This is a genomic window from Burkholderia sp. RS01 (genome assembly GCF_039748055.1).
Classification (GTDB): domain Bacteria; phylum Actinomycetota; class Actinomycetes; order Actinomycetales; family Micrococcaceae; genus Arthrobacter.
In genome coordinates this window covers 25,336-40,000 of record NZ_JBDLAK010000031.1, presented here as the reverse complement: position 1 = coordinate 40,000, position 14,665 = coordinate 25,336, and the positions used below count along the sequence as shown (strand labels likewise).

Annotated in this window: 14 protein-coding genes; 10 read left to right on the top strand and 4 right to left on the bottom strand. The window is 67.9% G+C overall.

All coding sequences use genetic code 11. The features are described 5' to 3' along the window. Positions 1-125 precede the first annotated feature (125 nt). Together ABFP37_RS20975 and ABFP37_RS20970 are read right to left on the bottom strand one after the other, a co-directional pair. Positions 126-674: a DUF1697 domain-containing protein gene (locus tag ABFP37_RS20975; RefSeq protein WP_078026628.1), complete on the bottom strand. Its 549-nt coding sequence runs from the start codon at positions 672-674 to the stop codon at positions 126-128. 60 nt (positions 675-734) lie between these two features. Beyond that, positions 735-1,454, bottom strand: a complete 720-nt coding sequence (locus tag ABFP37_RS20970; RefSeq protein ID WP_043420062.1) for an IclR family transcriptional regulator — start codon at positions 1,452-1,454, stop codon at positions 735-737. A 111-nt stretch (positions 1,455-1,565) separates the two neighbouring features. On the opposite strand from ABFP37_RS20970, the gene leuC reads away from it, so the two are divergent. The 6 genes from leuC to ABFP37_RS20940 all read left to right on the top strand — a co-directional run bounded on the left by leuC (position 1,566) and on the right by ABFP37_RS20940 (position 8,141). Further along, the gene (gene leuC / locus ABFP37_RS20965) at positions 1,566-3,023 is read left to right on the top strand and encodes a 3-isopropylmalate dehydratase large subunit (protein ID WP_078026738.1); all 1,458 of its coding nucleotides are present in this window, start codon (positions 1,566-1,568) and stop codon (positions 3,021-3,023) included. Positions 3,024-3,032: 9 nt separating this feature from the next. After that, positions 3,033-3,635, top strand: coding sequence for a 3-isopropylmalate dehydratase small subunit (gene leuD, locus ABFP37_RS20960; RefSeq protein WP_056628090.1), 603 nt, complete (start codon positions 3,033-3,035; stop codon positions 3,633-3,635). Positions 3,636-3,846: 211 nt separating this feature from the next. Then, positions 3,847-5,172 (top strand): UDP-N-acetylglucosamine 1-carboxyvinyltransferase, encoded by a 1,326-nt coding sequence (gene murA / locus ABFP37_RS20955; protein ID WP_078026627.1) that lies wholly within the window; start codon positions 3,847-3,849, stop codon positions 5,170-5,172. A gap of 10 nt (positions 5,173-5,182) precedes the next feature. Beyond that, on the top strand, positions 5,183-5,929 hold the full coding sequence (locus ABFP37_RS20950) for a lysophospholipid acyltransferase family protein (RefSeq protein WP_347034813.1): 747 nt from the start codon (positions 5,183-5,185) through the stop codon (positions 5,927-5,929). Then, positions 5,926-6,978 (top strand): NAD(P)H-dependent glycerol-3-phosphate dehydrogenase, encoded by a 1,053-nt coding sequence (locus ABFP37_RS20945; protein ID WP_078026625.1) that lies wholly within the window; start codon positions 5,926-5,928, stop codon positions 6,976-6,978. The genes ABFP37_RS20950 and ABFP37_RS20945 overlap by 4 nt, the downstream gene beginning before the upstream one ends. 2 nt (positions 6,979-6,980) lie before the next feature. Next, positions 6,981-8,141 (top strand): D-alanine--D-alanine ligase family protein, encoded by a 1,161-nt coding sequence (locus ABFP37_RS20940; protein WP_078026624.1) that lies wholly within the window; start codon positions 6,981-6,983, stop codon positions 8,139-8,141. 20 nt (positions 8,142-8,161) lie between these two features. Here the strand turns inward: ABFP37_RS20940 and ABFP37_RS20935 are convergent, their stop codons facing one another. Beyond that, positions 8,162-8,665, bottom strand: a complete 504-nt coding sequence (locus ABFP37_RS20935; RefSeq protein WP_078026623.1) for a DUF3515 family protein — start codon at positions 8,663-8,665, stop codon at positions 8,162-8,164. A gap of 137 nt (positions 8,666-8,802) precedes the next feature. On the opposite strand from ABFP37_RS20935, the gene thiL reads away from it, so the two are divergent. The 4 genes from thiL to rsmD are packed head-to-tail and all read left to right on the top strand — an operon-like array spanning position 8,803 to position 13,848. Beyond that, entirely contained in the window at positions 8,803-9,828 is a 1,026-nt protein-coding gene (gene thiL, locus ABFP37_RS20930) for a thiamine-phosphate kinase (protein WP_078026622.1), read from the top strand. Then, positions 9,818-10,942 carry a DAK2 domain-containing protein gene (locus tag ABFP37_RS20925; protein WP_347034812.1) on the top strand — a complete coding sequence of 375 codons (1,125 nt, stop codon included), beginning with the start codon at positions 9,818-9,820 and terminating at the stop codon, positions 10,940-10,942. The genes thiL and ABFP37_RS20925 overlap by 11 nt, the downstream gene beginning before the upstream one ends. Next, positions 10,939-13,197 carry an ATP-dependent DNA helicase RecG gene (locus ABFP37_RS20920; protein ID WP_078026621.1) on the top strand — a complete coding sequence of 753 codons (2,259 nt, stop codon included), beginning with the start codon at positions 10,939-10,941 and terminating at the stop codon, positions 13,195-13,197. The genes ABFP37_RS20925 and ABFP37_RS20920 overlap by 4 nt, the downstream gene beginning before the upstream one ends. 45 nt (positions 13,198-13,242) lie before the next feature. Then, positions 13,243-13,848 (top strand): 16S rRNA (guanine(966)-N(2))-methyltransferase RsmD, encoded by a 606-nt coding sequence (gene rsmD, locus ABFP37_RS20915; RefSeq protein WP_078026620.1) that lies wholly within the window; start codon positions 13,243-13,245, stop codon positions 13,846-13,848. A 30-nt stretch (positions 13,849-13,878) separates the two neighbouring features. Here rsmD and ABFP37_RS20910 read toward each other — a convergent pair whose 3' ends face one another. Further along, on the bottom strand, positions 13,879-14,664 hold the full coding sequence (locus ABFP37_RS20910; protein WP_185982239.1) for a fused MFS/spermidine synthase: 786 nt from the start codon (positions 14,662-14,664) through the stop codon (positions 13,879-13,881). Between the last annotated feature and the right edge of the window lies 1 nt (position 14,665).

The window sequence follows — 14,665 nt, the reverse complement described above, 5'->3', positions numbered from 1 at the left end:
AGCGTGGGACATGAGGACCTCCGTGGCCGTGAAGATGTCAGATACCTCCACTAAGCCCCGGGGGCCCTCCTCACTTCAAGACTGATGTCACCAACGTCATGGCCGGGTACACCTAGCGCGCGGTTCTAGCTGCCGGGCTCGATGGCCGCCGCGGCGTCGCGGACCTTGATCATGGTCCGGAGGTTGCGCGTCGTGGTTGAAGCCTTGTACTTCGGCTTGGCCGAGAGTTTGCTGAAGGGGCTGTCCAGGGTCCCGCCTGCCGGAGCAAGCCAGGCCGACGCCTCCGGACCGAGCCGGGTCTGCTCCACGCCGCCGAGCGACTCCCCGGCCGTGAACAGTTCGTCAAGCGCTGCGGTGTCCGAGGCCAGAGTGATGTAGGTGTGCGTCGTCTTGTCGTCTGCCGGGTAGTGGCACGCCGCCACGAGCTCCGCCACGCGGGAGGCTGTCAGCACCACCACCCATGCGTCGTAGCCGAAGGTCTCCCGCAGGCATGCCTCGAATTCCTTCTTGACCGCGGCCGGTGTCAGTTCGCTGGCCAGCACCACGTTGCCGCTGGCCAGGAGCGTCTTCACATCGGCGAACGGCCGGGCCTTCAGGGCCTCCTTGAGGTCCGCCATCTTGATGTTGATGCCGCCCACGTTGATGCCGCGGAGGAACACTGCGTAGCTCGTCATCCGCCCAGACTACTGCCAGCGGAAGCCCGCCGGAGGGAAGGCGGCCGGGGCGGGAAAGGGTCAGTCGTTGTTCTTGCGGAGAGCTTCCGTGAGGACGCGCGCGGCGTTGCAGACGACTTCGGCGTGCAGCCGGCCGGGCTGCCGGGTGAGGCGCTCAATGGGGCCTGAGATGGACACGGCGGCGATCACCCTTCCCGAAGGTCCGCGCACTGGTGCAGAGACGGAGGCGACGCCCGGCTCACGTTCGCCGAGGCTCTGGCCCCAGCCCCGCCGTCGTACTCCCGCCAGGACGGTGGGCGTGAAGCGGGCGGACTGCAGCCCCTCCAGCAGGCGGTCGTGGTCTTCCCACGCGAGCAGCACCTGCGCGGCAGAGCCGGCCTTCATGGACAGCTGCGTCCCCACGGGGATGGTGTCGCGTAGGCCGATCGGCCGTTCCGCCGAGGCGACGCAGACACGCCAGTCGCCCTGCCGGCGGAAGATCTGTGCGCTTTCGCCGGTGGCGTCCCGGAGCTGCATGAGCACGGGCCCGGCCGAGGCGATGAGCCTGTCTTCGCCCGCGGCCGAAGCGAGTTCAACCAGCCGGCTGCCCAGGACAAACCTGCCCTGGATGTCGCGGCTCACGAGCCGGTGGTGGACAAGGGCCAGTGCGAGCCTGTGCACCGTGGGCCGTGCCAGTCCGGTGGCAGCCACGAGCTGCGCCAGGGTGGTGGGCCCGGCCTCGAGTGCGTCCAGCACCTGGGCTGCTTTATCAATGACACCGACGCCACTAGAATTGTCCATGTAATGATATTGCCGTCTCAATATCTGAGATGCAAATCATTTGGCTGGCTTATTACACGGCTCTGCTGTTTCAGTTGAAGTAACAGTCAACAGCAGTGAAGGGAGATGGCCATGGCGAACACATTGGCCGAGAAAGTCTGGGACGCGCACGTGGTGCGCAAAGGCGACGGCGACGGCGCCAACGCCCAGCCGGACCTTCTCTACATCGACCTCCACCTCGTCCACGAGGTAACGTCGCCGCAGGCCTTCGAGGGACTCCGGCTGGCCGGCCGCAGACTGCGCCGCCCGGACCTGACCATCGCCACGGAAGACCACAACACTCCGACGCTGGACATCGACAAGCCTATCGCCGATCTCACCAGCCGGACGCAGATCCAGACGCTGCGCAACAACTGCGAGGAGTTCGGGGTCCGCCTGCACTCCCTGGGCGACGCCGAGCAGGGCATCGTTCACGTGGTGGGCCCGCAGCTCGGACTCACCCAGCCGGGCATGACCGTGGTCTGCGGCGATTCACACACCTCCACGCACGGCGCGTTCGGCGCGCTGGCCATGGGCATCGGCACGTCCGAGGTGGAGCACGTCATGGCCACCCAGACGCTGTCCCTGAAGCCGTTCAAGACCATGGCCATCAACGTTGAAGGCACGCTCCGCCCGGGCGTCACGGCCAAGGACATCATCCTTGCCGTCATCGCCAAGATCGGCACCGGCGGCGGCCAGGGCTATGTCCTGGAGTACCGCGGCTCGGCCATCCGGGCGCTGTCGATGGAAGCCCGGATGACCATCTGCAACATGTCCATCGAGGCCGGCGCCCGCGCAGGCCTCGTGGCACCGGACGAGACCACCTACGCCTACATGAAGGGCCGCCCCCACGCGCCGGAGGGCGCCGAGTGGGACGCCGCCGTCGAGTACTGGAGCACCCTTCGCAGCGACGACGCCGCCGTCTTTGATGCCCAGGTTGACCTCGACGCCGACACGCTGGAACCGTTCGTCACCTGGGGCACCAACCCGGGCCAGGGTGTCTCGCTCTCCGGCAAGGTGCCCTCACCCAACGACTTCGGCGATGAGAACGCCAAGGCCGCAGCCGAGCGCGCCCTGCAGTACATGGGGCTGGAAGCCGGAACCCCCATGAAGGAAATCCGGGTGGACACCGTGTTCCTGGGTTCCTGCACCAACTCCCGCATCGAGGACCTGCGGGTCGCCGCGGACATCATCCGCGGCCGCCAGAAGGATCCCAACATCCGCATGCTGGTGGTGCCGGGTTCGGCCCGGGTCCGCCTGGAAGCGGAGGCCGAGGGCCTGGACCGGGTGTTCAAGGACTTCGGCGCGGAATGGCGGTTCGCCGGATGCTCCATGTGCCTGGGCATGAACCCGGACCAGCTGGAGCCGGGGGAGCGCTGCGCCTCCACGTCGAACCGAAACTTCGAAGGCCGTCAGGGCAAGGGCGGACGCACGCACCTCGTGTCGCCGGTGGTGGCAGCCGCCACGGCCGTGCGCGGAACGCTGAGCTCGCCGTCGGACCTTGATCCGGCCCCGGAATCCGCAGCCCTCCAGACGACCGACGCAGCCTAGGAAGACTCCATGGAAAAGTTCACCACGCACACCGGAATCGGCGTCCCGCTGCGCCAGAGCAACGTCGACACGGACCAGATCATCCCCGCCGTGTACCTCAAGCGGATCACCCGCACCGGCTTCGAGGACGCCCTGTTCTCGGCCTGGCGGAAGGACCCGTCCTTCATCCTGAACCAGGAACCGTTCAACGCCGGTTCCGTCCTGGTGGCCGGGCCGGACTTCGGCACGGGCTCCTCGCGGGAGCACGCCGTCTGGGCGCTCAAGGACTACGGCTTCAAGACCGTGCTCTCGTCCCGGTTCGCGGATATCTTCCGCGGCAACTCGGGAAAGCAGGGGCTCCTGGCCGCCGAACTCGCCCAGGACGACATCGAGCTCATCTGGAAGACGCTGGAAAACGCGCCCGGTACTGAGGTCACGGTTGACCTCGTGTCCAAGACCGTCATCTGCGGCAACGTTGTTGCTCCGTTTGAGATCGACGACTACACCCGCTGGCGCCTGCTCGAGGGCCTCGACGACATCGGCCTGACCCTCCAGCACGAGGAAGACATCACCGCGTACGAAGCCACCCGGCCGTCGTTCAAGCCCAAAACGCTGCCGGCCCGGCTGTCCTGACCGCCAGAGTTCCATCAAGGGCCCGCCGCAGCAACGAACTACTGCGGCGGGCCTTCTTGCTGCGCCGGAAATCTGCACCGGAAATCCGCGCCGGCATCCCGCCGGGCCGCGCCCGGTGCGCCCCGTATTTCGGTTCGGTAACGCAAGCTCATATGCTTAGCTGGAGCCTTTGTAAGGATTTGGGGGCGAGTAGTCGTGAGGAAACCGGTAAATGAGTAGTGTTCTGACAATCCGCGGAGGCGTCCCGCTAACTGGCCGTGTCAGCGTCCGCGGTGCCAAGAACCTTGTGCCCAAGGCCATGGTGGCTGCCCTGCTGGGCAACGAACCCTCTGTGCTCCGGAACGTTCCGGAAATCAAGGATGTCGAGGTTGTCACCAGCCTGCTTCAGCTCCACGGCGTGACCGTGGTGAAGGATCCCGTGACCGGCGATCTGACCCTGGACCCCAAGGCCGCCAAGACGGCGCCGAGCACGGCAATTGATGCCCACGCTGGCGACTCACGCATCCCGATCTTGCTGTGCGGACCCCTGATCCACGCCATCGGCGAAGCCTTCATTCCGGATCTGGGCGGCTGCAAGATCGGCGACCGTCCCATCGACTACCACCTGAACGTGCTGCGCCAGTTCGGCGCCGTCGTGGAAAAGCGGCCCGGCGGTATCCACATCTCGGCCCCGCGCGGCCTGCACGGGGCGAAAATCTCCCTGCCCTACCCGTCCGTCGGCGCCACCGAGCAAGTCCTGCTCAGCGCAACACGCGCGGAGGGCATCACGGAACTCTCGGGAGCGGCCACCGAACCCGAGATCGTCGATCTCATCGCCGTGCTGCAGAAAATGGGCGCCGTCATCAGCGTCCAGACGGACCGCACCATCCGCATCGAGGGCGTCCGCGACCTCGGCGGCTACAACCACCGGGCCCTGTCGGACCGCAACGAATCGGCGTCGTGGGCTTCCGCCGCCCTAGTGACCCGCGGCGACATCTTCGTTGAAGGCGCTTCGCAGCGGGACATGATGACCTTCCTGAATACCTTCCGCAAGGTGGGCGGCGGCATGGACATCGGCGACGACGGCATCCGGTTCTACCACCGCGGCGGCAAGCTGTCGCCGCTGGTGCTTGAAACGGACGTCCACCCGGGCTTCATGACCGACTGGCAGCAGCCGCTGGTTGTCGCGCTGACTCAGGCCGAGGGCGTGTCGATCGTTCACGAGACCGTCTACGAGAACCGCTTCGGCTTCACGGACGCACTCATCCGCATGGGCGCCAGCATCCAGGTCCACCGGGAGTGCCTCGGCAGCGTGCCGTGCCGCTTCGGGCAGCGGAACTTCCTGCACTCGGCGGTCATCTCCGGCCCGACGCAGCTCAAGGGCACGGACATCGATGTTCCCGACCTGCGCGGCGGCTTTAGCCACCTTATTGCCGCCCTGGCGGCCACCGGCACGTCGCGGGTGACGGGGATCGACATCATCAACCGCGGCTATGAGCGCTTTACCGAAAAGCTGGCCGGGCTCGGCGCCGACTTCGACATCACATCGGCGAAGTAGCGGTGCCCCTGTGAAGGAATCGGCCAAGAGCCACATCACATTCGTGATCATTGCCGGGATTGCCCGGCCCCTGCTGAACCTGATGATGAACAAGAAGTGGGAAGGCACCGAAAAACTTCCCGCCGGCGGATTCATCGCAACGCCCAACCACTGCACCGAGATTGATCCGCTGGTGGTCGGGCACATGCTGTACAACCAGAAGCGTGCCCCGCATTTCCTTGCGAAGGCGGGCCTCTTCAAGGTGCCCGTGCTGGGCAAACTGCTGCACGCCGTCAAGCAGATTCCGGTGGAGCGCTCGACGGCGGGTGCGAACCGCTCGCTGCAGCTCGCCAAGGAGATCGTGGCCGAGGGCGGCGCCATCGTCATCTACCCGGAGGGCACCCTGACCCGGGATCCGGACCTCTGGCCCATGAAGGGCCACACCGGCGCCGCCCGGCTGGCGCTGGAAGGCGGGATCCCTGTGGTGCCCATGGCGCACTGGGGCGCCCACGAGGTCTTCCCCCGGTATGCCAAGAGCTTCCACCTGTTTCCACGGAAAACGTCCCGCGTCCTGATCGGCGATCCCGTGGATCTGTCCCGCTTCGAGGGCCGGCCCCGGGACAAGGCAACCCTCATGGAGGCGACCGACGTGATCATGGACGCCGTCACCGCCCTCCTGGCCGAACTCCGCGCAGAGCAGCCGCCCGCCCAACGCTGGGATCCGGCGGCGCATAACCAGAAGAAGCACGGCCGCGACGTCGAGCGGGGCGGAAAGTGACCCCTGTGCGGGGCCGCTCGGGCTCGGCGGTGTCCGTCGCGGTGCTCGGCGCCGGTTCATGGGGGACGACCTTCGCCAAGATCCTGGCCGACGCCGCCACCTCCTCGGGCGTCGAACGCCGCATCAGGCTCTGGGGCCGGCGGGCCGAGGTTGTGGAGCAAATCAATCTGCACCACCGCAACCCGCAATACCTGGCCGACGTCGAGCTTCCGCCCAGCATCACCGCGTCCACTGACGTCGCCGCGGTGCTGGCCGGAGCAGACCTCGTGGTCCTCGCTGTTCCGGCACAGTCGCTGCGGCTGCAGCTCCGGGAATGGAAGCCCCTCCTGGAGCCCGATGCGCTGGTGGTGTCCCTCATGAAGGGCCTCGAGCTCAGCACCGACGCCCGCATGAGCGAAGTGATCTGCGAGGAACTGGGCATCCCCGCGAGCCGCATCGCCGTCGTGTCCGGGCCCAACCTGGCCATGGAAATCGCACGCGAAGAGCCCACCGCGTCAGTGGTGGCCTGTCCTGACTCGGCAGTGGCCGGCTGGATCGCACGGAGCTGCACCGCCCCGTATTTCCGCCCGTACACCACCACCGACATCGTGGGCGTTGAAATCGGCGGGATCGTCAAAAACGTCATCGCCCTGGCCGTCGGCATCTGCGAGGGAAAGCAGATGGGCGACAACACCAAGGCCTCGGTGATCACCAGGGGGCTCGCCGAAACCTCGCGCCTGGCCCTGGCCCTGGGCGGCTCAGCCCAGACCATGGCCGGCCTCGCAGGGCTGGGGGACCTCGTCGCCACGTGCTCGTCCCCGCTGTCCCGGAACCACACCGCCGGACGGCTGCTGGGCCAGGGCCTCACCCTGGACGAAGTGGCCGAAAAAATGACCCAGACCGCCGAAGGCATCAAGTCGGGGCAGGCCGTGCACGAACTTGCCGGTAAACTCGGCGTCGAGATGCCCATCACGGCGGCCGTCGTCGCCGTGCTGGCCGGAAAACTGTCCGTTGACCAACTGGGGCCGCTGCTGCTGGCCCGGGACCTCAAACCCGAAGGCGATTACTAACAGTGTCGGAAGAAAACTTGACCGCAGCGGACGAGTCAATCCAGAGCCAGCCAAACCAGGGCAAGCCCCGAGTGGCCGTCCTCTTCGGCGGGCGTTCAAGCGAGCACGCGGTCAGCTGCGTCACCGCGGCCGGCGTGCTGGGCGCCATCGACCGGAACAAATACGACGTGATTCCCATCGGGATCGCCAAATCCGGCCAGTGGGTCCTCGCGGCCGGGGACACGGGGCAATGGTCGCTGTCCTCATCCCTGCTGCCTGAGGTTGCGCCGTCGTCGCAGACGGTGACCCTGGCGGAGATCGGCGGGGAACACCAGCTGATCCTGGCGTCCCCCAACGAGGTGCCACAGGAACTGGGCACCGTGGACGTCGTCTTCCCGCTGCTTCACGGCCCGTTCGGCGAAGACGGGACCATCCAGGGCCTGCTGGAACTGTCCGACACCCGCTACGTGGGCGCCGGCGTCCTGGCGTCGGCCGTGGGCATGGACAAGCACTTCATGAAGGTGGTCTTCGAGGCCGCGGGACTTCGCGTCGGGCCGTACATTGCGGTCACGGACCGGCAGTGGCGCAACGATCCCGAGTCGGTGCGCAAGCGCGTTGACCTGCTCGGGTTCCCGGTGTTCGTCAAGCCGGCCCGCGCGGGATCGTCCATGGGCATCTCCAAAGTGGACTCCCTCGAGGACCTCGACGCCGCGATCGAAGCTGCCCGGGAGCACGACCCCAAGCTCGTGATAGAGGCCGGCATCGTGGGCCGTGAGATCGAGTGCGCGGTGCTCGAGGGCCGTGGCTCGGATGCCCCCCGGACTTCGCTGCCGGGCGAAATCTCCGTGGCGGCCGGCGAGCACGAATTCTACGACTTCAACGCCAAGTACGTGGATGACGCAGCCGCGCTTAGCTGCCCCGCGGACATGCCGGACGAGGCGATTGCCCGGGTCCGCGAGCTTGCCGCGGTGGCGTTCGACGCCGTCGGAGCGGAGGGCCTGAGCCGGGTGGACTTCTTTTACACGGCCGACGGCGCGCTCATCATCAACGAGATCAACACGATGCCCGGGTTCACGCCCAAGAGCATGTACCCGCAGATGTGGGCGGCGTCAGGGCTGAGCTACGCGGAACTGATCGACGAACTCATCCACCTGGCCCTGAACCGCAAGACCGGCCTCCGCTAGAAGTTCCCGCCTGGCGAGTCCTACTTGCTGGTCGGCAGGTCCTGGAGGTCTGCCTGGCCCACGCAGTTCCGGCTTGCCTTGATCTTGCCGGCCGCCGCGGAAAGATCGGCCAGCACCGTGGCAGAGCTGATCTTGTTCGGATCCATCAGGATCTCGGTGGCGGGCTCCCGGCCGAACGTGGTCAGCGTCCACACCGGATTGCCCTCTTTGATGACCCAGTCCACATCGTTCACGCTGACGCACCGGTCCGTCGTGGGCCCGGGGACGTTGACGCCGCAGCGCAGGATCACCTTGGAGGGATCGCCCCAGGCGGCGGTCGCCTGGCTGTTCGTCTTGCGCAGGCCGGCGTCGCCTATGGTGTCCGGAAGCGCCACCATCATGGGGGCGCACGCGGGGTTTGCGGCATCCGCGGCAGGAGGAACGTCGACGGCGGGGGAGCAGCCGCCCAGTGCCAGTCCCGTGAGGGCCACTGCGGCCGCTGCCGTGAGCCGGCGGACAGGGGCGGGGGTGCGGTGGCGGTGCATGGATTAAGCCTATCTCTCCGACGGCAGGGCATCGGACAGTCCAAAAAGGCAGCCGCAGCGCCGCCCGGGCAGCGCCCGGCACCACCCCGAAACGCCCACCGGGAAACATTGTCGGTCCGTGGCGGTAGCGTAGTGGCGTGCCCCAATCACCACTGACTGTCGCCGAACTGTCCGAAGCCGAGCTTTTGGCCCGGATCTTCCCGCGCCTTGAACTGAACGCCGTGCACAGCGCTGCTGTGCTCCTCGGGCCGGGCGATGACGCCGCCATCGTTGCCGTGCCCGACGGCCGGACCCTCATCAGCATCGACACCCAGGTGCAGGACCAGGACTTCCGGCTTCAGTGGAACAACGGCTACCGCACCACCGGCTATGACGTGGGCTGGAAGGCTGCGGCCCAAAACCTCAGCGACATCAACGCCATGGGCGGGTCCGCGACCTCCATGGTGGTCAGCCTGACCATGCCAGCCGGCACGCCTGTGGACTGGGTCGAGGACCTGGCGGACGGACTCGCCGCCGCCATCGGCAAGCTCGGTGCCGGGGCATGTTCCGTGGCGGGAGGCGATCTTGGCCGCGGCCGCGAACTGTCCGTCACCGTCGCCGTGCTGGGCACTCTCAGCGGCGGCCAGCCGGTGCTCAGGTCCGGGGCGCAGGCTGGAGACACGCTGGCCATCGCCGGCCATGCGGGCTCGGCCGCGGCGGGGCTGGCCCTGCTCGAGTCGACGCACCCGGTGGGTTCGCTGGCACCGGAACTTCGCTCGCTACTGGACCTTCAGTGCCGGCCCGAGCCGCCGCTGGATGCAGGCCCCCTTGCCCGGACGTCCGGCGCCACTGCCATGATGGACATCTCTGACGGCCTAGTGCGGGACGGCACCAGGCTGGCCCTGGCCAGCAATGTCGTGCTGGACCTTGACCCCAAGGCACTGACACTGCTGGCCGCACCGCTGCAGCCGGCCGCCGCCGTCCTGGAAACGGACCCGCTGGCGTGGGTGCTTGGCGGCGGCGAGGACCACGGCCTGCTCGCCACTTTCCCCGCCGGCGTTCAGCTGCCCCCGGGGTTCGCTGGGATAGGCTCAGTACAGGCCTGCACTTCACATGAAGCGGCAGGCGTGACAATCGCGGGCCGGCCCGCTGACTCCGTGGGATGGGATCACTTTGCAGATTAAGATTGCCGCGAACGCGCAAGCGATGAAGCGGTGGTTGGGCAAGGCCGAGACCGCCCTGGGCAACCACAGCGACCGCCTCAATGCGATCAACATCTTCCCGGTCGCCGACGGCGACACCGGCACCAACCTCTACCTCACGGTCCGGGCAGCCGCGCGTTCCCTTCAGGACGCCGCGCCGGTGCCCGCCGTGATGCAGGACCCCGCCCAGCCGCCGACCCCCGCCCAGATGCAAAGCCCTTCGCAGAGCCCGGCCCGCACGCCTGACCTGCGCCGGGCCCCGGATGCGGCGCAGAATGATGTCGGCGCCGTCCTGGCCAAGGCCGGACAAGCCGCCATGGAGCAGGCCAGGGGAAACTCGGGAACCCTGTTTTCCGTGTTCCTGTGTGCGGCGGCCGAACCCTTGGCCGGGCACACCCGGCTCACGGCAACGACGCTTGCCGCCGCGCTCAACCGGGCACAGATCCGGGCCTGGTCGGCGCTCAGCGATCCCGTTCCCGGCACCATGCTCTCGGTCATGGAGGCGGCCGCGCGAGCTGCCGCCGCCGTCGACGCCGGCCAGAACGGCAATGACAGCAACTACGCGCTGGGCCTGGCCCTGGACGCCGCGGTCGAAGCGGCGCTCGAGGCCGTGGTCCGCACCGAGGGGCAGCTGGATGCACTGCAGGCCGCACACGTCGTGGACGCCGGCGGCGTGGGCATGCTGCTCATCCTCGACTGCCTGCGGTCCGCGGTGCTGGGCGTGGAACTCCAGAGCGAGCTCCTGGACGGCCTGCACGGCTACGATCTGCAGGATCCCCATATCCACGCGGACATGCCGGACGACGACGGCGTGGAGGTCATGTGCACCATCAGCCTCTCGCCGCTGGACGCCGCGACCCTGAGGCAGCGCCTGGACGAACTCGGCGATTCGGTCATCATGAGCCAGGTGGGCCCGGCCCCGGACGCGGACGGCCGGTACCGCTGGCGCGTGCACGTCCACGTCCTGGATTCGGGGCCGGCATTGGAGACCATCAGTTCATTGGGACAACCGGCGGACGTGTCGGTCAGCGAACTGGCGCTGCCGCGCGATCCCAATCCGGTGGAGGCTGATGCGGGGAGCCGCGAGGGACGATGAACACCGAGCTGGAACTCGGCCTGGAGCGCCGGATAGGCAAGCGCTCCGCGGCCGTCGTTGAAAAACACCTGGGCATCACCACGGTGGGCGGGCTGCTGAATTACTTTCCGCGCCGGTACCTGAGCAGGGGAGAGCTGACGCCCATCAGCGAGGTCCCGCTGGACGAGGAAGTGACGCTCATTGCCCGCGTCATTTCGAACAGCACGCGGCAGATGCGCGCCCGGCGGGGCTCCATCACCGACGTCGTGATTTCCGACGACGCCGGCGCCCACGCCGGCGGTCCGCGGCCGCCGGGTTCGGCCCTGCCGGGAACCCTCAAGATCAGTTTCTTCAACGGCTTCCGGGCCAAGGCGGAGCTCCAGCCCGGCCGCAGGGCCATGTTTTCCGGCAAGGTCACGCGCTTCGCGGGATCGCTCGGCCTGACAAATCCTGACTTCCTGCTCCTGGACGAGGACTCGGACACCCCCGGCATGGATCCGGAAAAGCTCGCTGCCATGCCCATCCCCGTCTATCCGGCAACCGCCAAACTCACCAGCTGGTCCATCCAGAAGGTCATTTCCACCCTTCTGGACACCGTGGACCTGGACGCCCTGCAGGACCCCTTGCCGGCGGCCATCTCGGTCCGCGAGAAGTTCCTGCCGATGCCGCAGGCCTACCGGCTGATCCACGCCCCGCAGACGCCCGAGGACTCGCGCCAGGCCAGGGACCGGTTCCGCTACCAGGAGGCCCTGGTCCTACAGTCCGCCCTGGCGCGCCGCCGCGCCCAACTGGCCGCGGAGGAGGCAACGGCGCGGCGTCCCTTGCCCGACGGGCTCCTGGCCGCCTTTGACCGGCAGCTGCCGTTCACGCTGACCGCCGGGCAGGCCGCCGTGGGCAAGACGCTGTCCCAGGAACTGTCCCAGGACGGGCCCATGAACCGGCTGCTGCAGGGCGAGGTGGGCTCGGGGAAGACCATCGTTGCCCTCCGGGCCATGCTGCAGGTTGTCGATGCCGGCGGGCAGGCGGCCCTCCTGGCGCCCACGGAAGTCCTCGCCGCGCAGCACTTCGACTCCATCCGGCGGACGCTCGGCACGCTGTCCCGGGACGGACTCCTTGGCGGCTTCGGCGACCACTCCGTCCAGGTCAGCCTGCTCACCGGGTCCATGCCGACCGCGGCACGCAAGCAGGCACTGCTCGATGCCGCGTCGGGCACGGCCGGGATTGTGATCGGCACGCACGCCCTGCTGAGCGACAACGTGTCCTTCTATGATCTCGGCCTGATTGTTGTGGACGAACAGCACCGCTTCGGCGTGGAGCAGCGGGATGCCCTGCGGTCCAAGGCCAGCAAGCCGCCGCACCTGCTGGTCATGACGGCCACCCCCATCCCCAGGACCGTCGCCATGACCGTTTTCGGCGACCTCGAAACCTCCGTGCTGGACGAACTGCCGGCCGGCCGGGCACCCATCACCACGCACGTCGTGGGCCTGGCCGAGAATCCTGCCTGGGCCGGCCGGATCTGGTCCCGGTCGCGGGAAGAGATCGACGCCGGGCACCAGGTGTACGTAGTGTGCCCGAAGATCGGGACGGACGACGACGGCGATTTCAGTCCCGGTGAAGCGGAACCCGCCCCCGGGGACCTGGAGGGGGACGGCCCGGCGCGCGAACTGGCGTCGGTGACCGCCGTGGTCGAACACCTCGGCGAGGAACCGTCGCTGGCCGGGATTCCGCTGGCCCCGCTCCACGGGCGGCAGGATCCCGCGCTGAAATCCGAGACCATGGCATCATTCACGGCCAACAAGACCAAGCTGCTGGTCTCCACCACGGTGATCGAGGTGGGCGTGGACGTGCACAACGCCACGCTGATGGTCATCCTTGATGCGGACCGGTTCGGCATTTCGCAGCTCCATCAGCTCCGGGGCAGGGTCGGCCGCGGAGGCCTGCCGGGCACCTGCCTGCTGGTGACGACGCTCGAGCCCGGCCATCCGAGCCGCCGCCGGCTGGACGCCGTGGCCGCCACCACCGACGGCTTCGAACTGTCCCAGGAGGACCTGAAGCTGCGCCGTGAGGGCGACATCCTCGGCGCCTCGCAGTCGGGCGGCCGGTCCACGCTGAAGTTGCTCAGGGTCCTGGAGCATGAGGACATCATTGCCCGCGCCCGGCAGGATGCCCAGGAGATTGTGGCCCGCGACCCCGCGCTCCTCGACCACCCGGCCCTTGCCGAGGCCATCGACGACTACCTGAACCCCGAGAAGGAGGCGTTCCTTGAACGCGGCTAACTCCATGGACGTTCCGGCGAAGCGCGCCGGAAAGCGGACTACGGCATGAGCAGGATCGTGGCAGGTGTTGCCGGGGGAACGCCGCTCGTCAGCGTGCCCGGCTCTTCGACGCGCCCCACCACCGACCGCGTCAAAGAGGCCCTGTTTTCCAGGCTGGACGCCTTCGATGTCCTCGCCGGCTCGCGGGTGCTGGACCTCTACGCAGGTTCCGGGTCGCTCGGCGTTGAGAGCGCCAGCAGGGGCGCCACCGCCGTCGACCTCGTGGAGTTCGATGCCAAAGCCAGCGCTGTCTGCCAGCGGAACGCGGACCTGATCAACGGAGTGCTGGCGCAGAAAGCCGTCACCGTGCACCGTTCCCGGGTCGAGTCCTTCCTGGAGCGGACGGCTGAAGAAACCCTGTGGGACGTCGTGTTCCTGGACCCGCCCTACCCCCTGGACCAGCCCGCCCTGGCCGCGGTCCTGGCCAAGCTGGCCGGGCACCTCGCAGCCGGTGCCGTGGTGGTGGTGGAGCGCTCCTCGAGGTCACATGAGCCGGAGTGGCCCGCAGGCATGGAACGGTTTGCCGAGAAGAAGTACGGGGAGACCCGGCTGTGGTTCGCCGAACCCGCCAGCGGGCAGCAGCTCGACGTCGGGCCCGTGCCCGAGGACTGAGCCCAACGGCCGAGCTGGTCCTATGGCCGGTCAGCCGGACAGCCGATCCAGTTCGACCCCCGCCAGCACCTTGGCCGGGTGCGGCCCGCGGGCCGTCAGAGCGGCGGTCCATTCCGACGGCCACGGTTTCCGGGTGCCGGTCAGGATGATGTTCCCCGGGTACCGGCCCGTGAACATGCCGGCTTCGGCGAAGGCTGCAACGTCCGTCATGGCGCGCCGAAGTGCCGCCACCTGGCTTCGGACCAGTGTCAGGCCCGGTTCGTCACCCACGTTCACGATCAGCACGCCCCGTTGGGTCAGCAGCGCCGCGGCTTCCTCGTAGAACTCGGTGCAGGCAAGGTGCTCCGGAGCCTCGGGTCCGGAGAAGATATCCAGGATGACGACGTCGAATCGGAGGTCCGTGGGCAGCTCGGCCAAAGCGCCGCGGGCGTCGCCGATGATCGTTTGCAGCTGCGTGCCCTCGGGCAGCGGCAGCCGCTCCAGCACAAAGTCCAGCAGCTCACGCTCCAGCTCCACGGCATACTGCACCGAACCCGGGCGGGTTGCCTGGATGTACCGGGCCAGGGTCAGGGCACCGGCTCCAAGGTGCAGGGCGGTGATGGGCTCACCCCAGGGAGCAGCCAGGTCCACCATGTGGCCGATCCGGCGGAGGTACTCGTAGAAGATGTCCGCCGGGTCGGCCAGATCGACGTGTGACTGTTCCGCTCCGCCGATGCTGAGCACGAAGCAGCCGTCGGTGTAGGTGTCCGGTTCTATGACTGCGTGCTGGCCCGTGGTCCGCAAGAACCGCGAGGCCGCAGGGGAGCCTTCAGTCAAC